At 63.8% G+C, this 23,880-nt stretch carries 21 protein-coding genes and 2 pseudogenes; 12 read left to right on the top strand and 11 right to left on the bottom strand.

Annotation, left to right across the window (positions count from 1 at the left end; all coding sequences use genetic code 11):
• Nucleotides 1–305: pseudogene (locus V8Z78_RS27240) on the bottom strand (IS481 family transposase); the annotation flags it as partial.
• Between V8Z78_RS27240 and V8Z78_RS24170 the strand changes: the two are divergent.
• Complete coding sequence (locus tag V8Z78_RS24170; protein WP_349732298.1) at nt 219–722, top strand: c-type cytochrome; 504 nt, start codon at nt 219–221, stop codon at nt 720–722. The pseudogene V8Z78_RS27240 and the gene V8Z78_RS24170 sit on opposite strands and share 87 nt — an antisense overlap.
• A gap of 262 nt (nt 723–984) precedes the next feature.
• On the top strand, nt 985–1,440 hold the full coding sequence (locus tag V8Z78_RS24175; RefSeq protein WP_003062481.1) for an Lrp/AsnC family transcriptional regulator: 456 nt from the start codon (nt 985–987) through the stop codon (nt 1,438–1,440).
• Nucleotides 1,441–1,618: 178 nt separating this feature from the next.
• Here the strand turns inward: V8Z78_RS24175 and phnE are convergent, their stop codons facing one another.
• The 4 genes from phnE to V8Z78_RS24195 form a co-directional block, all read right to left on the bottom strand.
• On the bottom strand, nt 1,619–3,193 hold the full coding sequence (gene phnE, locus V8Z78_RS24180) for a phosphonate ABC transporter, permease protein PhnE (protein ID WP_046460237.1): 1,575 nt from the start codon (nt 3,191–3,193) through the stop codon (nt 1,619–1,621).
• Nucleotides 3,184–4,026 (bottom strand): phosphonate ABC transporter ATP-binding protein, encoded by an 843-nt coding sequence (locus tag V8Z78_RS24185; RefSeq protein ID WP_046460238.1) that lies wholly within the window; start codon nt 4,024–4,026, stop codon nt 3,184–3,186. The genes phnE and V8Z78_RS24185 overlap by 10 nt, the downstream gene beginning before the upstream one ends.
• Before the next feature lie 74 nt (nt 4,027–4,100).
• Nucleotides 4,101–4,982, bottom strand: coding sequence for a putative selenate ABC transporter substrate-binding protein (locus V8Z78_RS24190; protein WP_003062471.1), 882 nt, complete (start codon nt 4,980–4,982; stop codon nt 4,101–4,103).
• Between the two features lie 224 nt (nt 4,983–5,206).
• Nucleotides 5,207–7,165: a choice-of-anchor I family protein gene (locus V8Z78_RS24195; RefSeq protein WP_502878872.1), complete on the bottom strand. Its 1,959-nt coding sequence runs from the start codon at nt 7,163–7,165 to the stop codon at nt 5,207–5,209.
• A gap of 508 nt (nt 7,166–7,673) precedes the next feature.
• On the opposite strand from V8Z78_RS24195, the pseudogene V8Z78_RS24200 reads away from it, so the two are divergent.
• Together V8Z78_RS24200 and V8Z78_RS24205 are read left to right on the top strand one after the other, a co-directional pair.
• Nucleotides 7,674–8,508, top strand: a pseudogene (locus V8Z78_RS24200) (RNA ligase family protein).
• 73 nt (nt 8,509–8,581) lie between these two features.
• Nucleotides 8,582–9,727, top strand: coding sequence for an AAA family ATPase (locus V8Z78_RS24205; RefSeq protein ID WP_179626285.1), 1,146 nt, complete (start codon nt 8,582–8,584; stop codon nt 9,725–9,727).
• Between the two features lie 73 nt (nt 9,728–9,800).
• Here V8Z78_RS24205 and V8Z78_RS24210 read toward each other — a convergent pair whose 3' ends face one another.
• From V8Z78_RS24210 to V8Z78_RS24230, 5 genes are all read right to left on the bottom strand, one after another.
• The gene (locus tag V8Z78_RS24210) at nt 9,801–11,033 is read right to left on the bottom strand and encodes a cyanate transporter (RefSeq protein ID WP_349732300.1); all 1,233 of its coding nucleotides are present in this window, start codon (nt 11,031–11,033) and stop codon (nt 9,801–9,803) included.
• A 96-nt stretch (nt 11,034–11,129) separates the two neighbouring features.
• Nucleotides 11,130–11,603, bottom strand: coding sequence for a nucleoside deaminase (locus V8Z78_RS24215; protein ID WP_338025515.1), 474 nt, complete (start codon nt 11,601–11,603; stop codon nt 11,130–11,132).
• Nucleotides 11,604–11,745: 142 nt separating this feature from the next.
• Entirely contained in the window at nt 11,746–12,747 is a 1,002-nt protein-coding gene (locus tag V8Z78_RS24220; RefSeq protein WP_057092439.1) for an alpha/beta hydrolase fold domain-containing protein, read from the bottom strand.
• A complete protein-coding gene (locus tag V8Z78_RS24225) occupies nt 12,744–13,700 on the bottom strand; it encodes a class I SAM-dependent methyltransferase (protein WP_280031519.1) in 957 nt (318 codons plus the stop codon). The genes V8Z78_RS24220 and V8Z78_RS24225 overlap by 4 nt, the downstream gene beginning before the upstream one ends.
• A gap of 150 nt (nt 13,701–13,850) precedes the next feature.
• On the bottom strand, nt 13,851–14,156 hold the full coding sequence (locus tag V8Z78_RS24230) for a hypothetical protein (protein WP_012838710.1): 306 nt from the start codon (nt 14,154–14,156) through the stop codon (nt 13,851–13,853).
• 117 nt (nt 14,157–14,273) lie between these two features.
• On the opposite strand from V8Z78_RS24230, the gene V8Z78_RS24235 reads away from it, so the two are divergent.
• The 5 genes from V8Z78_RS24235 (at nt 14,274) to V8Z78_RS24255 (ending at nt 18,796) form a co-directional block, all read left to right on the top strand.
• The gene (locus tag V8Z78_RS24235; RefSeq protein WP_280040834.1) at nt 14,274–14,990 is read left to right on the top strand and encodes a methylated-DNA--[protein]-cysteine S-methyltransferase; all 717 of its coding nucleotides are present in this window, start codon (nt 14,274–14,276) and stop codon (nt 14,988–14,990) included.
• Nucleotides 14,991–15,198: 208 nt separating this feature from the next.
• Entirely contained in the window at nt 15,199–15,990 is a 792-nt protein-coding gene (locus V8Z78_RS24240) for an SDR family oxidoreductase (protein ID WP_003062433.1), read from the top strand.
• Nucleotides 15,991–16,115: 125 nt separating this feature from the next.
• Complete coding sequence (locus V8Z78_RS24245; protein ID WP_012838708.1) at nt 16,116–16,538, top strand: PaaI family thioesterase; 423 nt, start codon at nt 16,116–16,118, stop codon at nt 16,536–16,538.
• Nucleotides 16,539–16,673: 135 nt separating this feature from the next.
• Nucleotides 16,674–17,690 carry an NADP-dependent oxidoreductase gene (locus V8Z78_RS24250; RefSeq protein WP_087865417.1) on the top strand — a complete coding sequence of 339 codons (1,017 nt, stop codon included), beginning with the start codon at nt 16,674–16,676 and terminating at the stop codon, nt 17,688–17,690.
• A 200-nt stretch (nt 17,691–17,890) separates the two neighbouring features.
• Nucleotides 17,891–18,796 (top strand): SDR family oxidoreductase, encoded by a 906-nt coding sequence (locus V8Z78_RS24255; RefSeq protein WP_046460247.1) that lies wholly within the window; start codon nt 17,891–17,893, stop codon nt 18,794–18,796.
• 45 nt (nt 18,797–18,841) lie between these two features.
• On the opposite strand, the gene V8Z78_RS24260 is transcribed toward V8Z78_RS24255, so the two are convergent.
• Nucleotides 18,842–19,399, bottom strand: a complete 558-nt coding sequence (locus V8Z78_RS24260; protein WP_349732301.1) for an Lcl C-terminal domain-containing protein — start codon at nt 19,397–19,399, stop codon at nt 18,842–18,844.
• Between the two features lie 266 nt (nt 19,400–19,665).
• Between V8Z78_RS24260 and V8Z78_RS24265 the strand changes: the two genes are divergently transcribed.
• From V8Z78_RS24265 to V8Z78_RS24275, 3 genes are all read left to right on the top strand, one after another.
• On the top strand, nt 19,666–20,865 hold the full coding sequence (locus tag V8Z78_RS24265; protein WP_003062420.1) for a multidrug effflux MFS transporter: 1,200 nt from the start codon (nt 19,666–19,668) through the stop codon (nt 20,863–20,865).
• Nucleotides 20,858–22,291 (top strand): MFS transporter, encoded by a 1,434-nt coding sequence (locus V8Z78_RS24270; protein ID WP_034391985.1) that lies wholly within the window; start codon nt 20,858–20,860, stop codon nt 22,289–22,291. The genes V8Z78_RS24265 and V8Z78_RS24270 overlap by 8 nt, the downstream gene beginning before the upstream one ends.
• Nucleotides 22,292–22,579: 288 nt before the next feature.
• A complete protein-coding gene (locus tag V8Z78_RS24275) occupies nt 22,580–23,878 on the top strand; it encodes an efflux RND transporter periplasmic adaptor subunit (RefSeq protein ID WP_179626278.1) in 1,299 nt (432 codons plus the stop codon).
• Nucleotides 23,879–23,880: the final 2 nt, after the last annotated feature.

Raw genomic sequence — 23,880 nt, forward strand, 5'->3', positions numbered from 1 at the left:
GGCTGTCGACTGATTCCGTGACGCTGCAGGCATCGATGCAAGGCGCTGCGGCTGAGCTTGGGTGCCGTCTCCAGGAGCTGCCCCATGAGATCGTCCAGCGACAGATGCCCTTGCTTGCGTAATGCAATTGCCAGATGTTCTTGCTCTTGAGAAAGATGCTGGCTTGCTCTGTCCCGAAGACCCATGGGCTCATCGAGCACCGAGGTGCGCGCACGCACTTGGCCACGGCCAAGCTGCTGAAATCCGCGTCTCCCGACATGCCTTTGGGTGCTCGCCTGTATCTCGACAATTGCGCCGCCTGTCACTTTGTCAGTGGCAAGGGCGCTCCCGAGATCTTCCCCGAGCTGCAAGGCAATGCCATGGTGCAGGGCAAGGATGCCAGCCCGCTGGTATCGGTGATTCTCAAGGGCGCTTCATCGCCCGCTACTGAGCGCCGTCCCATGCATCTGGTGATGCAGGACTATGCCGACCGCCTTACCGACGGTGAGGCGGCCGCACTGTCCACCTTCCTGCGCACGGGCTGGGGCAACCAGGCTTCGGATGTGAGCGAAAGCCTGGTCAGCAAGCTGCGCAAGCATGTGCAAGCCGATGCTGCTCCGCAGCGACCCCGTAGACAGCATGAACGTCCGCCAGGTGCCTTGTGCGCCGGGCCGGCTCCCGAAAACCCGGCCCGATGGAAATCCGGCCGGGTTTTTTCATGCCGCTGTCGTTTGCCGGAGTGACTGAGCAGTCCAAATATCAACAGGCCGCATCACTGTGCTTAAGTGATGCGGCCTGTTGCATATGCGTATTGCGGATCAACCAACCGGATGCTGACGGTAAACGGCGCGGTATGTTGAATGGTTTTGCTGCGTCGGTAAACGTGCTTCCATGGACTCAAGTGTGCATGTTGCAGTGCAGAAAATGTTGCTTCAAATTCTGTAAATACAGTGTTGCTACAGAAAATTTTTCTGTTTTTGAATTTTTGGCGGTAAATTCCAAGATATGGATACTCTGGATAAAAAGATTCTTGCTGCATTACAGGCTAACGCGCGCGCCAGTCTGCAGGAGATTGGCGCGGCCGTGGGTCTGAGTGCATCACCATGCTGGGCCCGCATCAAGAAGATGGAGGAGGCCGGCGTGATCGAGGGCTATACCGTGCGTCTGAACCCGCAGGCGCTGGGACTGGCCGATTCGGTTCTGGTCATGGTCACGCTGGACAGCCACTCGGACAACACGCTGGAGAAGTTCGGCGAGGTGCTGGCTACCATTCCCGAGGTAGTGGAGGCGCATCTGGTTTCGGGCGAGTACGACTATCTGCTGCGTATCGTTGTCAAGGACACGCGCGATTACGAGCGCCTGCTGCGCGAAAAGCTCTACAAGATCAAGGGCATACGCCATAGCCAGTCCAGCTTTGTGCTGCGCACGCTGAAGAAGGCCGACCTGCCACTGGGAGTGTGAAGCAGCATCGCTCTAAGCGGTGCCAGGTGTGGCTGAAGTCATTCAGGTTTCAACTCTCATCGAGACCTGGATGCAGACCGGATCGCTGGCCGCGTTGGCCCATCTGGGGGGCTGCGCGGCGGATGTGATGGAGGAACGGATGAAGCTGATTCGGTGCCTGGGCACCGCGTCAACTGTCTCAACGCATGGCACGGCGCAGGCCGGCGCTGCTCCAGTCCACGGCAATGCTCAGCAAAAGCATGGCCATGATCACGGTGCTGGCCTGGGCATAGTGGAACAGCGAAAGCTCGAAGTACAGCAGCTGGCCCAGACCGCCGGCACCCACAAAGCCCAGAATCGCCGCCATGCGGATATTCATTTCCCAGCGGTACAGCGTGTATGCCAGCAACTGCGGCGCTGCGCCAGGGAGGGTGCCATAGCAAAATGCCAGCAGGCGATTGCTGCCGCTGAGCTTGAGCGCATTCGCGGGGGCGGCCGGAGCATTCTGCAAGGCCTCGGCAAACAGGCGGCCCAGCACGCCGGTGGTATGCAGGGCCAGGGCCAGCGCACCGGCAAACGGGCCCAGGCCCACGGCCAGCGCGGTGATCGTGGCCCAGACCAGCTCGGGCACGGAGCGCAGCACGTTAAGCACCACATTCCATGGCGCACGCCAGCGCGGCAGGGCCAGCAGCAGGCCCGCGATCGCGGCCAGCAAGGTGCCGACTATGGAGATGGCCAGGGTCTCCCAGATGCCTTGCAGCACCTTGAGCAGCCAGGACTGGCTCAGATCGGGCGGGAAAAAGCCACGCACGAAGTCGCCCATGCTGGCGGCAGCATCTGCCGTGAACAGCGCAGAGAAATCAATATCCAGAAGCCGCAGACTGGCCCATAGCGCCGCGCAGGCAGCCAGCAGAAATGTGCCGGTTCGCCAGCCGAAGGGCTGGGCGCGCGCAGCAGGCGCGGCGTCGAGCGCGCGACGCAGCCACCAGGAAAGCAGATCGGCCGCCGCCACCAGCAGCATGAAGGCCAGCAGAATGCTGGCGGCTTCGCCGCCGTTGAGCATCTTCATGGCCTGATCCATGAGCTGGCCCAGGCCCCCCGCCCCGACAAAGCCCATGACCACCGAGGCACGGACCGCGCATTCCCAGCGGTAGACGGTGTAGGAGGTCAGCTCCTTGGCAGCCTGGGGCAGCAGGCCATAGAGCAGGGCCTGGATACGGCCGGTGCCGCTGGCACGCAGGGCGCGGGCCGGGGCGGGGTCGGTGGATTCGAGAATTTCCGCATAGACCTTGGCCAGCATGCCGCCATAGGTCAGGCCCAGGGCCAGCACACCGGCTGCCGGGCCCAGGCCGAAGACACGCACGAACACCAGAGCCCAGACCAGCTCGGGAATGCCGCGCAGGATGGTGAGCACGCTGCGGGCGATGGGGTTGAGCGTGACTCTCTCGCGTGCCGCGCCCGTGGACAGATAGGCCATGGGTACGGCAATCACAAAGGCCAGCGCCATGCCGGCCGTGGCGATGGCCAGGGTCTCCAGCGTGGCCTGAGCCAGATAGGCCAGAAACTCCCTACTGGTCTCGGGCGGCAGAAACTGCGCGAGAAAGCCGCCGATGACTTTGAGATTGTCGGCATCGAAAAGCGGCTTGAGCGAAAAGCCCGAGGTCTGCAGCATGGGCCAGAGCACGACCAGGGTCAGGATCAGGCCGCTCAGGCGGCCGCGAGCAGAGGGGTCGCGGCGTGATGGCCGGGCTTGCTCGAGCATGTCTACCGGCATGCGTTCACCTGGATGGGAGTGGGCGTGATGCTGGCGGGATCGCGCTGAGCCAGGCGGTTGTGCAGCATGGGCAAGTCGGCCGCTCTGCCATCGGTATGGGCATAGAGCGCTTGCAACTGCGCATCGCTGACCTGCGCGGCCGGCAGGTCAAAGGCCAGGCGGCCATCGCGCACGCCGACGATGCGGGCAAAGTTGGCCAGCGCCAGATCGACGGCATGCAGGCTGGCCACCAGCGTGGCCTTGCGCGCGGCGGCTTCCCGCACCAGCAACTGCACCGTGGCCTGCGAGAGTGCAGGGTCCAGGGCCGAGACCGGCTCGTCGGCCAGAATCAGTTCGGCCTGCTGGTAGAGCACGCGGGCAATGCCCACGCGCTGCAGCTGGCCGCCGGAGAGCTGGTCGCAGCGTGCAAACAGCTTGTCCTCGAGCTGCACGCGGGCCAGGGCCTCGCGCGCGCCCGCAATGTCCTGCGGATAGGCCAGCGATGCCAGCGCCTTCCACAGCGGCCACTGGCCGAGCTTGCCGGCCAGCACGGCCGTGACTACGCGCTGACGCAGCGGAATGGGGGCGGCCTGGTGCACGGTGCCGATGCGGCTGCGCAAAGCCTTGAGTTCGCGGGCGGCGGATTGCGCAGACGCGGTCCGGCCCAGCACCTGCATGCGACCTGCCGTGGGCAGGTAGGCTGTGCCTATGGTGCTGAGCAGCGAAGTCTTGCCGGCGCCCGAGGGGCCGATGAGCGCAATGCTCTCGCCCTGGATGGCGGACAAGGAGATATGGGACAGGGCGGTAAAGCCGTTGCTGTGGGTCAGGCCCACATCGTCCAGCATGAAGCTCATGAGACGAATACTCTGAAAACAATAGCTGCCAACGCCTGATAAATAAGCGTTGGCAGTCAAAAAAGCTGAATTTCTTACTTCAGCAGACCGGCGGACTTGGCGGCAGCTTCGATGCCGTCGTAGTTCTTGGAGTCGGTGGCGATGAACTTGGAGGCGCGCTGCAGGTCCATGATGGCCTTGTGCTCTGGCTTGCTGGGGTCCAGTGCCAGGAAGGCAGTAGTCAGTTTCTTGACGATGGCTGGGTCCAGGTCGCCGCGCACCGTCCAGTTGTAGTCAAAGTAGGTGGGCGTCGTGGCGAACACGCGCACCTTGCTCGTGTCCACCTTCTTGGATTCGACCAGCTTGTCCCACACCGAAGTGTTGAGCACGCCGGCCTCGGCCTTGCCTGCGGCCACAAAGGCCACGGTGGCGTCATGCGCGCCCGAGTAGGCCACGGTCTTGAAATCTTTTTCGGGGTTCAGGCCGTCCTGCTGCAGGAAGAAACGCGGCATCAGGCTGCCTGAGGTGGACGAAGGTGCACCGAAGGCAAAGGTCTTGCCCTTGAGGTCGGCCAGCGTCTTGATGGCGGGGTCGGCCGTGATGAACTTGCTGGTGAAGACCGCATCTTCGGCCCGTTGCACAATGGGGATGGCCGTGCCGTTGGTGCGAATCTTGGCCTGCACATAGGTGAAACCGCCCAGCCAGGCCAGGTCCAGCTTTTTGGTGGCCAGGGACTCGACCACGGCTGCGTAGTCGGATACGGGGGTGAACACCACCTTCATGCCGGTGGCTTGCGAGAGGTATTCGCCCAGGGGCTTGAACTTGCGCTGCAGCTCGGTCGGTGCTTCGTCAGGAATGGCCGAGACGCGCAGCACGGCGGGGGTGTCTGCATGCGCTGCGGACAGCAGGGAAGAGGAGGCGAGAGCTGCCACGGCCAAGCCGCGCAGCGCCTGGCGGCGAGCGAAAGAGTGCGTCATTAAGTGCTCCGTTCAAAAAGCCACCGCCGTCCGGATACACGGCGGTTTAGTAGGTCGCAAGCGTCTGGCTTGCGGCGAATGGGAACCCATAGGCGGTACACCGACCGCTGGCGCTTATTGTTACGTAATTGAGAAACCCTCGGTGCAGTCTTTGCTTGATTTGAATAGCAAAAAGCCCCGTGGGGACGGGGCTTGGCATGAAAGCGATTGCTTGTCTGCAGGTTTCAATATTGCAGATTGAGCTGGTAGATGGCCGTGGTGCCGCTGACCTCGTTGCCCACCATCAGCAAGGGTTTGCCGTTGGGTGACTTGGCGGCAGAAATGAAGTGCAGGCCTTCGGGGCCCAGATCGCCCACATCGCTGAGTGCAGTGCCTGCCAGCGCGGATTTGCTGTCAAAGCTGGCGGTCCAGTTTTCGCGAGTGTTCAGATAGTCGATCTGCTTGGGTGCCTTGGGGTCGGTGATGTCGAACACCAGAATGCCTCCCATGCGTTCCAGGCCCACAAAGACAAAGGTCTTGGTGCCGATCTGGCCCACGGTCAGTCCTTCGGGCTCGGGACCCTTGGCGCTGCTGCGCGCATCGAGCCTGGCCGTTTCGTCATGACCGGTGTTGAAGTAGGTGGCGCAGGCAATGTCACGTCTGGCGCCCAGCTTGCATTCGGGGCTGGCGATGAATTTTTCGATGGCCGCGCCAGAGTCCCAGACCTGCTTGCCCTTGGCATCCCAGATGGAGATGGAGCGGCCGCCATAGGCGTATAGCCTGTCATAGGTCAGGTAGCCCTTGCCATCCTTGACGGGGTTGCCGCTGCTGTCGGTCTGGTAGCCCATGGTCCAGGTGACCTTGAGGCGGCCCAGTTTGTCATCGTCGCGGCAGGTCTTGGGGTCTGTGCCGACCGCGCCGCACCAGGCAAAGTTGCTGGCATTCAGATAGGCGCCGCTGGCCAGCTGAGCCAGATGGGCAGGCAGATCGTCGCCCGCGCGGCGCAGAAAGCCGTCCTTGTGCACCAGGTGCTTGATGCGCCACTCTTCCACAAAGCCCTTGCTCATATCGCCCGCCGTGGCCGGGGTGTTGGCCGTCTTGTCGGCGGCCGTGCCGAAATAGCTCTTGTTGCCTTCACCCCAGGCGCGTGCATCGCCTTCGTTGGCAGTGACCAGATAGGTCGCACCGTCGGCGGCCTTGTAGGCGGCGATGGAGTCGGGCTGGTACATGCCAAACACATTGGCGGCCTGGGTGATGTTGATGACCGGGCTCTTGCCGTCGCTGTCGGCGAAGTCCAGCTCGTTGCCGGCCGCGCCATGATCCTTGTAGCCCAGAGCCACCACATCGGTCACGGTGGCGCTGGCGATGTCCACGATGGCCAGCGCATTGTTTTCCTGCAGCGTCACCCAGGCCGTCTTGCCGTCCGGGGCCACGGCAATGTATTCGGGCTCCAGGTCGTTGGCCACGGCGGCCGTTCCCAGGCCGTCTGCGGTTGGGCCGAAGATGCGCACGCCCTTGGCCAGCAACTGCGCCTTCTGGCTGTTGAAGGCCTTGAAGTCGGCAGTGCGCGCCACGGGCTTGGCGGGCGTGCTCACATCGATCACGCTGATCGAGCCTTCGGGGTCGATCTGGTAGTCATCGCTGGGCTCGCCCTCGTTGGCGACCAGAATGGTCTTGCCGTCGGGGGTGAAGGTCAGCATATCGGGCAGGGCGCCCACGGGCACTTCGGCGATCACGCCGAGCTTGTCGGCGTCATAGATGACGACCATGCCCTTGTCCGTCTTGACCGATGCCTGCACGGCTGCAGCCACCAGGCCGCCATGCACGGCCACGCTGTTGATGGAGGCCCCCGCACCCAGCGAGAGCTTTGTGGCATTCAGGCTGGCCAGCATGCGCGGTGCGGCGGGGTTGCTGATGTCCAGCACGTCGAGCGCACCCTTTTGGGCGTTGACCACAAAGCCGCGCTTGGTGACAGGATCGAAAGCCGTAATTTCGGCGGCGCTCTGCAGAAAAATGCCCGACTGATAGCTGCCGATTTTCTCCAGCGTGAGCGAGGTGGGCGTCTTCTCGGGCTCGGGTGCCGGCGCCGGGACTTCAGGAATCGGAGCAGGCGCTGGTGTGGTGCTGTTCGTGTTGTTGTCACCGCCACCGCAGGCGGCCAGGGCAGCGGCTGCGATCAGGGAAATCAGAAGAGGTTGGCGCAAGGTCTGTGCAGATGTCATTGAGAGTTTGGCAGGTGCAGGAAGAAAACTACGATTTGTAACCAGTCTCTGTTTCATCTCTGTGAAACCGTTTCGTGTTCTTTGCGCAACAAGTTTCGGTCAAGCGCTTGGCAGTTGGGCTTGCAAGCAAATACACTCGCCAGCCTTGCTCCACCTGCGCTATTCGCTCTCATTTTCGAGGTGCACCATGTCCCGCCGTATTCGTTTGAGCTAAACGACTTCGTCACACGCTGATCTTTCTCGCGTGTGCGCTGCGGTGTGGAACTCCCGCTCTGTGAAGGGCGGCAATCTTCCTGCTTGGCGTCTCTGGCCTGAATTGCATTCGGGCTCCAAGCTCCTCCCACTCTCTGAACTCCAGGCCGGCCCTTTGCTTGGCTGCTTGGGTTCTGTCTTTTTCCGATGGCAGCGGAGAGCGGCGCTGTCCATGTCCTTGATTTGTCTGCCGCGCCTTTTTTTGCGCGTGGCTTATTCCCTTTTAGGAAAGCACAACATGACTTCACCACATCTATTCAATCTGGAGATCCTCAAATATCCGCGCACGCCGCATCTGCGTGGCTCGCGGCTGCAGATCGGCGATCAGGCAGATGCCGTGCCTTACGATGCGCTGGCCGGCCGGCATATCGTGGTCGAGGAAAAGCTGGACGGCGCCAATGCGGCACTGAGCTTTGGTGCCGGCGGCAGCTTGCTGCTGCAGTCGCGCGGCCACTATCTGCAAGCCGATCAGATGGGCGGGCGCGAGCGTCAGTTCAACGCCTACAAGCAATGGGCCCGAGCTCATGAGAGCGCGCTGATGGCGCTGCTGGACGATCGCTATGTGATGTATGGCGAATGGCTGTATGCCAAGCATTCTCTGTACTACGACGCCTTGCCGCACTGGTTTTGCGAGTTCGACATCTGGGACCGCTCGGCGCAGCAGTTTCTGGACACGCCGCAGCGCCACGCGCTGCTGGACGGTGTGCCCGTGGTGTCCGTGCCCGTGCTCTGCGGGCATCGCACCGAGGCGCATGCAGGATTTGCTGGCATTGCTGACACCATCTCTGGGGCGCAGCACAGGCTGGAAGGCGATGTTCGAGGATCAGGTGCAAAGACAGAAGCTGGATCTGCCGTTGGCCTGGCGCCAGACCGACCGATCCGAGCTGGCCGAAGGTCTGTACATCAAGGTCGAGGAAAACGGCCAGACCGTGGAGCGCTACAAGTTCGTGCGCTCCGACTTCGTGCAGGTGATCCTGGAGTCGGGCTCGCACCACAGCGAGCGGCCCATTGTCGCCAACGGTCTGCGCACAGGCGTCGATATTTTTGCCAACAAGATTCAAAAAAGCTGGTGAGGCTTGTCCAACAAGCGTTGATAGCTATCAAAACCGTGGTTTTCATGAGGAGGCTGCGGTGAAAGGAGAATTTATGTGGAGCTGGAAACAGATCGCGGCCCTGGTGCCGCATTCCGCTCACCATGCGGTGGACTGGGCGGCCTGCCTGGAGGCTTTTCCGCAACTGGAGCTGGCCAAGACCACGCCGCAAGATCCGATCTACCATGCCGAAGGCGATGTCTGGACGCATACGCAGATGGTGGTGACCGAGCTGCTGCAGGACGGCGACTATGCAGGGCTCACCAACGAGGAGCGCGAGACAGTCTTTCTGGCCGCGCTGCTGCACGATGTCGCCAAGTGCTCGACCACGCAGATAGCCGACGACGGCCGCATCTCGCAGCCCGGCCATTCGCGCCGGGGTGCACTCGATGCGCGGCTCATGCTCTGGGAGGCGGGCGCGCCCGTGGCCCGGCGCGAGGCGGTCTGCCGCCTGATTGCAGTGCATCAGGTGCCGTTCTTCGCCTTTGCCGATTCGCGCCGAGGCGTCTCGCCCGAGTTCATGGTCAGAGAGCTGTCCTGGCAGGTCGATCTGAATTTGCTGGTGCTGCTGGCCCGTGCCGATATTCGCGGCCGCATCTGCCCCGATGTGGGCAATGTGCTGGTGAATATCGAGCTGTTCAGGGAGCTTGCGCTGGAGGAGGGCTGTTTGCGCAAGCCGCGCAGCTTTGCTTCGGCCGAGACGGCAGTGCGCTATTTCCGCGGTGCCGAGTTGCACCCGGACTACGCCTTGCACGAAGAGCCGGGCTCGCGCGTCATCGTCATGTGCGGTCTGCCTGCATCGGGCAAGAACCACTGGGTGGCCCGGCATCATGCGGGCCTGCCCGTGGTGTCGTTTGACGATGCGCGCACCGAACTGGGCCTGCGCCACGGCGAGAACGAGGGCGCTGCGGCCCATCATGCGGTGGACAAGGCCAAGAGCCTGCTGCGCGCCAAGGCCGCTTTTGTCTGGAATGCCACGCATCTGTCCAGGCAGATGCGCGGCAAGACGCTGGAGCTGTGCCTGGCCTATGGCGCGCAGGTGGAACTGGTGCATCTGGAGGCAAGCAGGTCCACCTTGCTGGCGCGCAACAGCAAGCGCGACACCACGCTCGGCAATGCCGCATTGCTGGGCATGTTGCACCGATGGGAGGTACCCTTGCCGACCGAGGCGCATGGGCTGCAACTGCTGGTCAACGAGTAGTCCGCGTAAAAACGAAAAGGAAAAAGGGCCTGGAAGTTTCCAGGCCCTTTTTTTGGGGATCGCAATGCCGTGCTCAAGGCTGTTGCATGGCTTGCGGGTAGCCCTGGGGGTTGAAGCGTGTCACCAGCAGGCAGACCAGCGCGGCGACGCCGGCCTGATAAAGCCAGCCCGTCATCCAGCTGTCGCTGATCTGGTGCAACTGTGCCATGACCAGAGGGGCCAGTGCGGCGAGGATGAAGCCGCCGCCCTGCATCAGCGAGTTGAGGGCGCCGGCCTGTGTTGGCGATGGCAGATGGTCCAGCGCCACCAGCATGAAGAGCGAAAAGCAGCCGCCCAGACCCAGACCCAGCACGATGGCATTGAGTGTGGGCATGGCCTCGGGCCAGAGCCCGAGGCCGGCAAAGCCGATGATCTGCAGCAGCAAGGCCAGCATGAGCCAGCAGCGACGGTCCAGGCTGCGGCGCGCGAGAGCGGGCATGGCCAACGCCGATGCGGCCTGCGCAATCGACAAGATGGCCAGCAGCGAGCCGCTTTGCGTGGCCGTCCAGCCATGGGTTTGATAGAACGGAGCGAGCCAGGCAACGGTGGAGCCATAACCGCCGTTCATCAGGCCGAAGCTGATCAGCAGCAGCCAGGTGCGGCCACGGCGCAGCAGCCAGCCGGTGTCGCTGTCGGCTTGTACCAGCGGCACGGAGGGTGCAAGGGCAACGGGCTCGTGCATCAGCGTCAGCGCATGCCAGGCCAGCGGCAATGCCAGCAGCACTGGGATGGCCCAGATGGCCAGCGAAGCCTGCCAGCTCAGACCCAGTTGCATGGCCATGGGCGAGAGCTGGGCGCTGAGTGCACCGCCGCCCATGAGCGCGGCTGAATACAGGCCCATCATGGGCGCCACGTTGTGGGGAGACTGGCGCTTGATCAGCCCCGGCAGAATGCTTTGTGCCAGCGCCACGCCCGCGCCGCAGAGGCCGGCCGTGACGATCAGCAGACTGCCGCTCGCAGCTCCTGCAGGCGTCAGGCGCAGGGCGCAGCCTAGCGCAATCAGCAGCAACGAGGCGCAAATGGCGGCGCGCGCGCCCCAGCGTCGCAATGCCGTGGGAGCAAGCCAGCCACCAATGCCCATCAGCGCCATGGGCAGCAGCGTGAGCCAGGAAAAGCTGCGCAAATCCATGCCCGTGGCCTGCTGTATGGTCGGTGCCAAGGGGCCCGGAGCCGTCAGAAAGGGGCGCAGATTGATGGTGACCAGTATCACCACGGCCAGCCACAGCAATGGTGGCACGTGGTGTGTTCGGGAAGATGTCGATGTCATGAAGCTCGGGGGCTGGCTGCGCTGCGGCGCGCCGGTGTGCGCGCCGCTCGTCCTGGGCAGCACGGTTTGTTGTTATGGTTTTGGCGGCAACGAGGATCAGGCGACGGGCCAGGCCTCATCCCCATAGAGCTGGGCCGCGCGGATGCCGGTGTCGATGCGGGTGATGGGCAGCGGCTGCGGCGTCAGCGACAGGCGCAGGCGCTGGTATGTCCCCTCGCTGGACAAGCCGTAAGGCGCGGCGTCTTGGTTGTCGAAGGCGAAGAACACCTGTTCGGCGCCATTCATGACCAGGGCGGCCAGGCACATGGGGCAGGGGTGGCCGCTGGCATAGATGGACAGGCCTGCCAGGCTGGGGTTGGCGCGTTTTTGCGTGCCCGCGCGTATGGCCTGCATTTCGGCATGGGTGCTGGGGTCGTGGCTGGCAATGATTTCGTTGACGCCGGTGGCAACGACTTCATTTCCCTGGGCGAGCACGGCGCCGAACGGGCGGCCGCCCTTGAGGCGGTTGGCATGGGCCAGGTCCACGGCCAGGCGCATCAGTTGTTGTGGGGTGGTGGAAGTTGGACTCATGACTAAGAAAGATATGGCGGCGAGCGTCGGATGCTTGATGCATCAGCGTCGAGGTACTGTGTTTGAAAGGGGCGGGGCGGCGCCCGGCGCCGTGCAGCGTACACCTGCACGGCCATGCCGCTACCCGTCTGGAGAACAAAGCTTATTTGCTCTGAGGACGTTGGCGGCCTATTAGTTCCGCCCAGGCCGAGCAGGCGAGCTCGACCTGCTGACGCGCCGCCGGGCTGGCAGCCAGCATGCGCGCAAAGCCGTGGACCATGGCCGGCGCGCGCAAAAGCTGCAGCGGTGCGCCCAGGGCCTGGGCTGCATGGGCAAAGGCTTCGGCCTCGTCGCGCAGAATATCGTGGCTGGCCGTCATCAGCAGCGTGGGCGGCAAAGCAGCGATGGCTGCGCTGCAGCAGCCCGGCGTCAGCCATTGCGAGGCCTGGCCCTCGGGCCTGCCCAGTTCCTGCCAGTAGCGCTGCATGGCGGCGGGCGTGAGCCCGAAGCCTGTGGCAAAGCGGCGCATGCTGTCATTGTCCTGATCGGGCTCAAGCGGCGGGTAGAGCAGCAGCAGGCCAGCGATGCGGGAGGCATCGCTGGGTTGCTGAATCTGGCGCACCGCCGCAGCCAGTGCCAGATGGGCGCCAGCGCTATCGCCTCCGAGCAGGACCTGGTCGGTCGCCAAAGGCAGCAGTCCGCGCATATCGCTCAGCCACTGCAGCACGGCCATCACATCGTCCAGCGGCGCGGGAAAGCGGCTCTCTGGTGTGCGGCGGTAATGCACGGACAGCACGGTATGGCCGCTAAATTGGGCCAGATGCTCGCACAGGTCGTCATGGGTGTTGAGATCGCCCACCATCCAGCCGCCGCCATGCAGCCAGACCAGCGTCCGGCCGCTGCCCGCACCTTGCTTGCGATAGCTGCGCACGCAGATCTCGCGGCCCTCGGCGGCCACAAAATGCTCGGCCCTGGAAATGCCGGGCAGGGCGGAGCGAATCAGCCCTGCCTGCAGCTCGCTGAGCAGACGCCGGCGTTGCACATAGTCGAGCTGCGGGGTCGGCGTCTCCGCATCAAGCCGGGCAAAGCGCTGCAGCGTGCGTGCTAGAGCCGGGTCCATGGGCTGCAGAGGCAGGCCGTGGAGATTGTCTGTGCAGTCGCTCATGGCTGCTGGTCCGCTGCTAGCGCAGGAGCGCGATAGACCATGACTTTGAGGCTGCGCTCTTCGTTCACATCGGCAAATACGGCCGGGTTGGCCAGGCGCTCGACGAACTGGAGCTCGGGTGCGATTTCCGCCATCTGCTCGCGCAGAAAGTCGGTGCCGAGTTCGGGGGCGTTCAGGCACAGCAGCACCTGGCCGCCCGGCACCAGCAGATCGGGCAGGCGGCGCATCAGGCGCGCATAGTCCTTGGTGGCGATGAAGCTGCCTTTTTGGTAGCTGGGTGGGTCCACGACGATCAGGTCGTACGGTCCGCTGCGGTTGATCTTGCCCCAGCTGCTGAAAATATCGTGGGCGGCGAAGCTGGCGCCGGCCTTGACGCCGTTGAGTTGATGGTTGTGCTGACCCGTGGCCAGAGCGCCCTTGCTCATGTCCATATTGAGAACCTGGCCCGCGCCGGCCAGCTTGGCCACGACCGAGAACGCGCAGGTATAGGCAAACAGATTGAGCACCTTCATGCGCTCGGGCCGCTCATGGGCCAGTACCTGCCGGCGCACCCAGTCGCGGCCGGCGGCCATGTCGAGGAACAGGCCGTGGTTCTGCCCGCGTGCGATATGGATCAGATAGCGGGCGCCGTTCTCTGTGACCACATGCGGCTCGGGCAGCTCGCCGGCCATGACGCGAGTTTCGACCTTGCCGCCGCTTTCGCGGGTCTGGAAGGCCCAGGTCAGAGGCAGTCCTGCAGGGGCGATCTGCTGCCAGCGCTGCTCCAGCGCCTGACCAATCTGGCTCAGCTGGGCTTCCTCCATGGGGGCAAAGCTGGTCAGCACGATGACGGGCGCAAAAGCATCCAGCGAGATCTGCTCGCAGCCCGGATACCGCCCGCCACGGCCATGAAAGATGCGCTGGGCATCGGTGGGGAAGGGCATCTGGGCAATGGCGGCTAGCAGGGCTTGCATGGAGAGAGAACAGTCACACGGTCAAACAAGCCGCCAGTGTAGGCATTGCAGCGAGCTCCTGTGGCCAGGGCGGCACATGTCCCTTGCAATGGTTGGCGGCCCGGGCCGGCGCTGACGGCCTCGGGACTCGCGCCGCCCGCGTCCGTTCACTCAGTGGTAGATGCGCCGCACATCGAAAAAACAGCTTTCGGTGCCGCCAATGCCTTGCAGGCCGGCCTCGGCCGCGGCGCGGGCGGCTTTCATCCAGCGCTGGAAGGTGAGCTTGGCGTCGTCGGTGATTTCTTCGGGCGGGGTGTCTTCCAGGCCTTGCACCAGCGACAGGGCTTGTCCGACCTGTTCCTCTCCGCCGAGCTGGCGGGCCAGCACACGCGCATAGCGTGCCTCGGCCTGCTGGCGTTTGTCCTCGGGCAGCTCGGGGTAGTCGCAAAGAGAGACGGTGAAATGGGCTTCTTGCATGTCCGTATATCCACAGTGTTTTGACTGTTTAAATATACAGTAATTAACTGTTTTTGTATCCAGTTCTTGGGGAATTTTTAAACAGCCACCTCTGGCTGCGTTTTGTAGACTGTGGCCATGAATCACGCTGCTTCGTTGCCGTTTCCCGGCCATGCCCTGTTTGTCACGCGCATCGGTGTCTGTGGTCTGGCCTGGACTGCCGCTGCCATCTGCGCCGTGCAACTGCCCGAGGCCAGCTGGGGCGAGACCCGGGAGCGCATGCTGCTGGGCCTGAGCAAACGCCATGCGCTGCAGCCGCAGCGCGGGCCTGCGGCCTATGGCGCCGTGACCTCCATCTCCGCGGTTCCGGGCTTTGCGCTGCAGGCCATGGCCGGGGTGCAGTGTCTGCTGGCAGGCCTGAGTTCTCAGGGCGAACAGGCCTGGGCGCAGCCCGGTGCAGAGGCCGCGGCTTTCGGCGTGCTGGGCGATATGCGCCAGGCCTTTGGGCAGGAGTCGGCCGCTGGTCTGCCCGATCTTCAGCAGATCGCGCTGGATGAGTTTGCCGTGCCTGCGTTTCACAGCCGGGTCTATGCCTTCACGCGCGCCCTGGCGCCAGGCCGGACCAGCACTTATGGTGAAGTTGCAGCAGCGCTGGGTGAGGCCGGTGCTGCGCGCGCCGTGGGCCAGGCCCTGGGTGCGAATCCGTTTGCGCCGATTGTTCCCTGTCATCGCGTGCTGGCCGCAGGGCGGGCACCGGGAGGCTTCTCGGGCGGTCAGGGCGCTTTGACCAAGCTGCGCATGCTGGAGATCGAAGGCGGGGCCTGGGGCGGCACGCAGTCGCTGTTTGCCGATTGAAGGCGCCGGATGCGCTTTGCCTTGCTGCAGCTGGCAGACCCTGCAAGCCGCGCCAGCGCGGGCTCTGCCACCTGCGGGACAGCGCCGACACGCAGGTGACAACACAGCGTCTGAGGCGCCCGCACAATTCATGCAGCTTTTGACGGGCAGGCCTTGCAAGGCACTGCGCACCCGGTTTGAACCTTGAAAACAAACAGGAGACATGAGAATGACACGTACGGTGCAGCAACTTTTCGACCTCTCGGGCAAGACGGCCCTGGTGACCGGCGGCTCGCGTGGCCTGGGTCTGCAGATGGCGCATGCGCTGGGCGAGGCCGGCGCGAAGATTCTGCTGAGCTCGCGCAAGGCCAAGGATCTGGAAGAGGCCGCAGCCGAGCTTAAGGCCGCTGGCATAGAGGCCGACTGGATTGCTGCCGACTGCTCGGACGAGGCCGATATCACGCGCCTGGCCAAGGAGGCCGTGCAGCGTCTCGGCCATGTGGACATTCTGATCAACAATGCCGGAGCCAGCTGGGGTGCGCCGGCCGAAGACCACCCGACGGCTGCCTGGGACAAGGTGATGAACCTGAATGTGCGCGGCTATTTTCTGCTGAGCCAGCAGATCGCCCGCCTGTCCATGCTGGAGCGCAAGAGCGGCCGCATCATCAATCTGGCCTCGATCGCCGGCCTGGGCGGCAATCCCACGGGCATGAAGACCATTGCCTACAACACCTCCAAGGGCGCAGTCATCAATTTCACGCGCGCTCTGGCCGGCGAGTGGGGCGAGCACGGCATTACCGTCAACGCCATCTGCCCGGGCTTTTTCAAGACCAAGATGGCGGCCGTGCTGATCGAGACACTGGGCGAGGACGAAATGCGCTCCCATGCCCCGCTGCGCCGCCTGGGCGATGATGAGGATCTCAAGGGGCTGACGCTGCTCTACGCCAGCGACGCCGGCAAGCACATCACGGGCCAGTGGATGGCCGTGGATGGCGGCGTGAGCGCTCTGGTCGGCGGTTGATAGTGGCGGATGAAGGGTGAGTCATGTTTTTGTGCGGCGCAGCATTCTGAGGCTGTCCGCCGCGCTTACATTCACGGTTCAGCTGCTGCGGTCTGCGGCGCATCACTCTTCTGAAAGGTTTCGCGGTGTTGTCATTTGGTCCTGAAATTCCCTTTGTGCATGAGCTGGGCTTCACCCTCCACAAGATGGAGAACGGTGAGTCCGAGCTGCACTTCACACCGCGTCCCGAACATCTGAATTCCTTCGGCATCACCCATGGCGGAGCCTCGATGACGCTGATGGATGTGACCATGGCCGTGGCTGCGCGCAGCGTGGATTTCGATCTGGGCGTGGTCACCATCGAGATGAAAACCTCGTTCATGCAGGCGGCCAACGGCCCGCTGGTGGGCAAGGGCGTGCTGCTGCATCGCACCGGCACCATGGCTTTTACCGAAGGCCGCATCTACGATGCACAGGGCCGACTCTGCGTACATGCCACGGGCACCTTCAAGTACATGAAGCGCAGGCCTGCGGCCGAAGGCGGATTGCAAGCCCTGCCCACGGATTGAGTACGGATCGGTTGCTCTGTTTTTATGAGCGGACACCGCTTTTCCTATCGTTGTTTTGTGTGTTATCGGCTTCAAGTGTGAGGCATGTCAAACGCTTGCAGCTATGAAATCTGAAGTTCAAACAGGAGACGAAACATGACGGTCAATCAGCAAATCCTTCTGGACAATCGCCCCCAGGGCGAGGCGGTGGAGAGCAATTTCAAGCTGGTGCAGTCGCCGCTGCCCACGGTGGGCGAGGGCCAGGTGCTGGTGCGCCACCACTATCTGAGCCTGGACCCCTATATGCGCGGCCGCATGAACGACTCCAAGAGCTATGCCCAGCCCCAGCCGCTGGGCGAGGTCATGCAGGGCGGCACGGTAGGCGAGATCGTCGAGAGCCGCCACCCCAAGTTCAAGGCCGGCGACAAGGTGGTCGGCATGGGCGGCTGGCAGGAATATTCGCTGCTCGACCCCAGCGTGCCCGGCGCGCTGCGCAAGGTCGACACCACCCATGTGCCGCTGTCCTACTATCTGGGCGCCGTGGGCATGCCGGGCGTGACGGCCTGGTATGGCCTGGTCAAGATCATCAACCCCAAGGCCGGTGAAACCATGGTCGTCAGCGCTGCCACCGGTGCCGTGGGCAGCGCCTTTGTGGCGCTGGCCAAGGCACGTGGCTGCCGCGTGGTGGGCATTGCGGGCGGTGCCGAGAAATGCCGCTACGCCGTGCATGAGCTGGGCTTTGATGCCTGCATCGATTACCGCGAGCACCCCGATGTCAAGACCATGGCCAAGGCCTTGAAGGATGCCTGCCCCAACGGCATCGACGGCTATTTCGAGAACGTGGGCGGCTATATCTTCGACGCCGTGCTGCTGCGCACCAATGCCTTTGCGCGTGTGGCCCTGTGCGGAATGATTGCCGGCTATGACGGCCAGCCCCTGCCGCTGGCCAACCCGGCGCTGCTGCTGGTCAACCGCATCAAGCTCGAGGGCTTTATCGTCAGCGAGCACATGGAAGTCTGGGGCGAGGCCCTGACCGAGCTGGGCGGTCTGGTGGCAGCTGGCAAGCTCAAGCCGCGCGAGACGATCTCCCAAGGTCTGGCCTCGGCGCCCGGCGCGTTCCTGGGCCTGCTCAAGGGCAAGAACTTCGGCAAGCAGCTGGTGAAGCTGCTCTAACCCCCTGAGGCGCTTTGCGCCTTCCCCTAGCCGGGCGCCCCCTTTCTCTACGCGCTGCGCGCTATGGAAGGGGGACGACAGCCTCGCTGCGGGGCGGCGCGGCCGGCATAGGCCCTTGCTTGCTGTCCCTTGGTTGTGCCGCACCGGTTTCGAGTGTGGAAGCGCATTTGAGCTGCGTCCAAATAAATACGGAGACAAAAATGATCACGAATTTCGCGGGAAAGACGGCGGTTCTGACTGGTGCGGGCTCGGGCTTCGGGCTGGAGTGCGCGCGCATCGGAGCCGCCAGAGGCATGAATCTGGTGCTGGTCGATGTGCAGCAGGAGGCGCTGGACAAGGCCGAGACCGAGCTCAAGGCTGCCGGTGCCAAGGTGCTGGCGCGCAGGGTCGATGTCTCGGATGCGGCGCAGATGGAGCGACTGGCAGCCGAAGTCAAGGAAACCTTTGGTGCGCCGCACTTTGTCTTCAACAACGCGGGCGTCGGCGCGGGCGGCCTGGTCTGGGAAAACACTGTTGCCGACTGGCAATGGGTGCTGGGCGTCAATGTCTGGGGCGTAATCCATGGCGTACGCCTGTTCACGCCCATGATGCTGGAGGCCGCCAAGGCCGATCCCGCCTTCGAAGGCCATATCGTCAATACCGCCAGCATGGCAGGTCTGCTGGCGCCGCCGAACATGGGCATCTACAACGTCAGCAAGCACGCTGTGGTGTCACTGACCGAGACGCTGTACCAGGACCTGGCCCTGGTCTCGGACCAGGTCAGTGCCAGTCTGCTCTGCCCCTTCTTCGTGCCCACGGGCATAGGTCATAGCGAGCGCAACCGTCCCCAAGGCCTGGAGGCGCAGCCTTTGACGGCCAGCCAGAAGATAGGCCAGGCCATGACCGACAAGGCAGTGGGCTCGGGCAAGGTCACGGCGACCGAGGTGGCGCAGAAGGTGTTCGATGCCATGGCCTCGGGCCAGTTCTATATCTACAGCCACCCGCAGGCCCTGGGCTCGGTGCAGGTGCGCCTGGAAGATGTGGTTCAGGGCCGCAACCCGACGGATCCGTTTGCGCACAAGCCCGAACTGGGCGAGAGCCTCAAGGCAGCGCTGCGCGCTGGCTGAGCCGGCGGGAGTTGAAAAAGCCTTGCCAAAGCGGCAAGGCTTTTTTCATGGTGCGGCCGGAGCCTGGGTGCCGAGTTCGGCCTCGGTGGCAGGGCGCACCAGGCGCAGCAGCAAGGCATTGCCCTTGCCCATATCGGGCACGGCCTGCAGTGTCTCGGTGTTGACCGCCCAGGCCTGCTGGGCCGAGAGGCCGGAGAGGCTGCTGGATTTGTCCACCTGGGCGTAGTTGTAGGTGTTCAGGCGCTGGGCATTCACGGCGGCCGTACCCGTCCAGTACCAGTCGCGTGGCGCATTGGGAAAGAGTTCCGGGTTCAGGCCCTGGGGCTTGCTGCTGCGGTCCAGCAGGCGTTTGAGTTCATTGACGCGCGGCAGGCGCCAGCGCAGGTTTTCGGCCTTGCTGCGTTCTGCGGCATGGCTCATGGCCTGCTTGTAGCTGAAGACCTCGGCCTGGCCGCTGCAGGCCTTGCCATTCCAGCTCATGCCCTCGGCGCAGCGCGGCCAGGCCAGCCTGGCGCGCGTGTCTATCACCATGCTGGCATCGGGCGAGAGCTGAAAGGCAGGGGCAGCAGGCGCGGGCTGTGCACCAGTTGGTCCAGCCGCCAAGCATAGTGCAGCGAGCGCGGTGGGCAGCGAAAAGGGCAGACGTGGGAAGGAGCTTGCAGCAGTCACGGCGAGAGCAGGGAAGGGTGGTTGAGCCCATTGTGCTGGTTGTCCATGCAGTCATCGCCTGGATGACCGGGTCTAAAGCCTCGTAATTGAAGGCTTCGGCACAGGCGCTGCCCGGCGGACTGGCGTGAGCCTGCAAGGTCATACAGGAAACCGGCAATTGCTCAGCACATAAATCAAGTTACCACGACAATCACACCCCTATGCAAGCTTCTGTCTCCCTGCGTCTGGTTCTGATCCTGGGCCTGTTGTCGGCCATCGGGCCTTTCGCCATCGATATGTATCTGCCGGCCTTGCCCCAGATCGGCGCCAGCCTGGATGCCCAGGTCGGGGCCGTGCAAGCCAGCCTGACCGCGTTCTTTCTCTCCATTGGTGTGGGCCAGCTGCTCTATGGGCCGGTCTCCGACATGCTGGGCCGCAAGCCGCCGCTGTACTTTGGTCTGACGGTTTTTGCCGTCGCCAGCGTGGGATGCGCGCTGGCTCCGAATATCGAGACCCTGGTGGCGTTTCGCTTTGTGCAGGGTCTGGGTGCTGCGGCCTGCATGGCCGTGCCGCGTGCCGTGGTGCGCGATCTGCATACCGGCCACGCGGCCGCGCGCATGATGTCGCTGCTGATGCTGGTGTTCAGCGTCTCGCCGATTCTGGCGCCCCTGGCCGGCAGCGGCGTGATTTCCCTGGCCGGCTGGCGTGCCGTGTTCTGGGTGGTGGCGGCAGCAGCCGTGCTGGGCCTGATCGCCACGTGGCGTGGCGTGGAAGAGACCCGCACGGCCGAGGCGCGGCTGGACAGCAGCCTTGGCGGTGCGCTCAAGGCCTATCTGGTCCTGCTGCGTGACTGGCATTACCTGGGCCTGGTGTTCATCGGCGGCTGCGCCATGGCGGGCTTTTTCGTCTATCTGGCGGGCTCGCCCTTTGTGCTCATCAACTACTACGGCCTCTCGTCCACCCAGTACAGCATGGCGTTTGCGCTGAACTCCATCGCCTTTATCGGCGCGGCGCAGCTGACGGGGCGGCTGGGCCAGCGCTTTGGCCTGGTCAATGTGGTCAAGGCTGCGGCTTCTGCTTCGGGCCTGACCATGGCAGCATTGCTGCTCTATTACCTGCTGGGCGGCGAGAAGCTGGCGGTGCTGATCGTGCTGTACTTCATTGCCAGCGCCTTCATGGGCCTGGTGATTCCCACGACCTCGGTGCTGGCCCTGGAAGAGCATGGCGAGATTGCGGGCACGGCCTCCGCCTTGCTGGGAACGCTGCAGATGCTGAGCGGCGCTGCGGCCATGCAGATCGTGGGGCACTTTTCCAATGGCAAGCCCCTGCCCATGGTGGTGGGCATGGCGACCGGCGCCCTGGTGGGCGTGGCGCTGACCTGGATCACGCTGGGCCGTGTGCACCGAGTCGCCCATGACTGAGAGCACTGCTCAAGCTTCCCCTGCCTACGACGGCCTGCCTGACGGTGCGCGTGGCCGCGCCATGCTGGTCATCATTCTGGGACTGACGCTGTCGGTGCTGGACAGCAGCATTGTCAATCTGGCCTTGCCCGCCATTGCGCGCGAGCTGCAGGCCAGCTCGGCCCTGACACTCTGGGTGGTCAACGCCTATCAGCTGGCCGGCCTGGTGCTGCTGCTGCCGCTGGCAGCCCTGGGCGAGCGCCTGGGTTATCGGCGCATCTATCTGCTGGGCATGACGGTGTTTGTCATTGCCTCGGTGGCGGCCACGCTGGCCAGCTCGCTGAGCACGCTGATTGCAGCGCGCGTGTTTCAAGGCATGGGTGCAGCGGGCATCATGAGCGTCAATGCGGCGCTGGTGCGCTTGACCTATCCGCGTGCCATGCTGGGGCGCGGCATGGCCATCAACTCGCTGGTGGTGGCGACCTCGTCCATGGCCGGGCCTTCGGTGGCCGCTGCCATCCTGTCGGTTGCCAGCTGGCCCTGGCTGTTTGCCATCAACGTGCCGCTGGGCTTGATGACCTTGTGGATGGGGCGCAAGGCGCTGCCGGCCAACCCCGTGGTGCGCAAGAATGGCGAGCCGATAGCGGCGCTTGACGTATTGCTCAATATTCTGATGTTCACCCTGCTTTTCCTGGGCGGTGAGCAACTGGGCGTGCGCATGGGGCAGGATCAGGGGGCTGCGGGCAGCCCGCTGATGCCTTCGGGCTGGTGGCTGCTGGGCGCCGGGCTGGTGGTCGGCTATGTCTATCTGCGCCGTCAGTGGCACAAGACAGCTCCGCTGTTCCCCGTCGATCTGATGCGCATTCCCGTGTTCCGACTGTCGATGTGCGGCTCGGTCTCGGCCTTCTGCGCGCAGATGCTGTCCTATCTGGCCCTGCCGTTCCTGCTGCTGGAGGCGCGCGGTCTGTCACCCATGGAGGCAGGCATGCTGATCACGGCCTGGCCGCTGGCCACCGTGCTGACGGCGCCGGTGGCCGGACGCCTGATCGGCAAGTATCCCGACGGGTTGCTGGGCGGCATCGGCATGGCCATGTTTGCCTGTGGACTGTGGCTGTTGGCGGCCATGCCGGTCGATGTGGCGCACTGGGACATGGTCTGGCGCATGCTGCTGGCGGGCAGCGGCTTCGCGCTCTACCAGTCGCCCAACAATCACACCATCGTCACTTCGGCCCCCATGTCGCGCAGCGGTGCCGCGGGCGGCATGCTCAGTTCTGCCCGCATGACAGGTCAGACACTGGGTGCCGTGGTGCTGGCCACCATCTTTGCCATCTCGGGCGGGCATGGCGGCAATGCTGAACTGCTGGCGCTGGCTGTGGCCGGCGGTTTTGCGGCGCTGGCCGGAGTTTTCAGCATCTTGCGCGTACGTCCGGGCAAGCAGCAGCATTGATTTGGCAGCAAAAGCTGCTTTTGTCCTGATATAGAGAGCGCAGCCAGTTGCCGATTCCGGGGTTTTGCGGGTTCCGGCTCTAGTCCGTTATGACGAGGAGCCTTGCTGCCAAGGTTTTCTGCAGTGGTGTCTCAAGCCAGAGACCGCTGCGACGCCGCATGCCCGCATGACAGGAGAATGGCAAGCGGGTGATTGCCGGCATGTCATTGCGCCTTTGGCTGCTTTACATTTTATTAATATTGTCGGCGCACAATGTTGACAAGTTCTTTAGTTCAGACCGCTCCACGTATGAAGATTGACCAGCCCGCTTCGCTGAGCCCGCGCCGAGAGGCGCATTTTTCTTGCCTTCCCAGTGCAAGCCAGCAAGGTCATCGCCAGCAGCGCTGGACACTGGCTGTGGGAGCCATGCTGATTGCCACTGCGCTGGCGGGCTGCTCCAAGCCCGAGGCGGAGCAAAAAGGCCCGCCCAAGTCCGAGCCGAAGGTCGGCGTGGTCACCTTGCAGTCGCAAAGCCAGCAGCTGGATGCCAGCCTGCCGGGGCGCACCCGTGCCTTCATGACGGCCGAAGTGCGTCCCCAGGTCTCGGGCATCATTCAGCAGCGCTTGTTCACCGAAGGTGCTCTGGTCAAACAGGGCCAGCAGCTCTATCAGATCGACGCCGCGTCGTTGAAGGCGGCCGAGGCCAGTGCTGCGGCCGCCGTTGCCAAGGCCGAAGCCAGCCAGCGCACGCTGGCTGCAACGGCACGGCGCAATGCCGAGCTGGTCAAGATCGACGCGATCAGCAAGCAGGCGTTTGACGAAAGCCAGGCGGCGGCGGCCCAGTCCGCATCGGATGTGGCCGTGGCCAAGGCGAATCTGGAAACCGCACGCATCAATCTCAAGTACAGCCGGATCGAAGCCCCTATCGGCGGTCGCATCGCGCTGTCTGCCGTCACGCCCGGTGCGCTGGTCACAGCCAATCAGGCCACGGCGCTCACCACCATCGTGCGGTTGGACCCCATGTATGTGGACTTCACCCAGTCCAGCACCGATCTGATGCAGCTCAAGCGCGATCTGGATTCCGGCCGCTACCAGAAGGTGGAAGGCAACAAGATTCCCGTGCGCATCCAGCTCGACGACGGCAGCGACTACCCGCATCAGGGCAAGCTGGCCTTTGCGGGCGTGATCGTCAACGACACGACCGGCACGCTGACCCTGCGCGCCGAGGTGCCCAATCCCGACGGCATGCTCATGCCCGGCATGTATGTGAAGGCCTTGCTGCCAACGGCCCTGGCACCCGATGCCTTGCTGGTGCCGCAGCAGTCGGTGACCCGCGATCTGACCGGCCGTGCCAATGTCATGGTCGTCAAGGACGGCGATGTGGTTGAAAAGCGGGATGTGGAACTGGACCGCGCCGTAGGCGCTTTCTGGTTGCTCAAGACGGGCCTGAAAGCAGGCGAGCGTGTGATGGTGGATGGCTTTCAGCGCATCAAGCCCGGCGACAAGGTTCAGACCGTGGAGGTGGATCTGAAGGCCAAGGCCGAGCGCAAGAGCCAGCGGGGCGAGCCGCCCGTGCAGGCCGCTGCCGATGCACCTGCCAAGAAGTAAGC

The sequence above is a fragment of the Comamonas sp. wu1-DMT genome (assembly GCF_040187805.1).
GTDB lineage: Bacteria > Pseudomonadota > Gammaproteobacteria > Burkholderiales > Burkholderiaceae_C > Comamonas > Comamonas thiooxydans.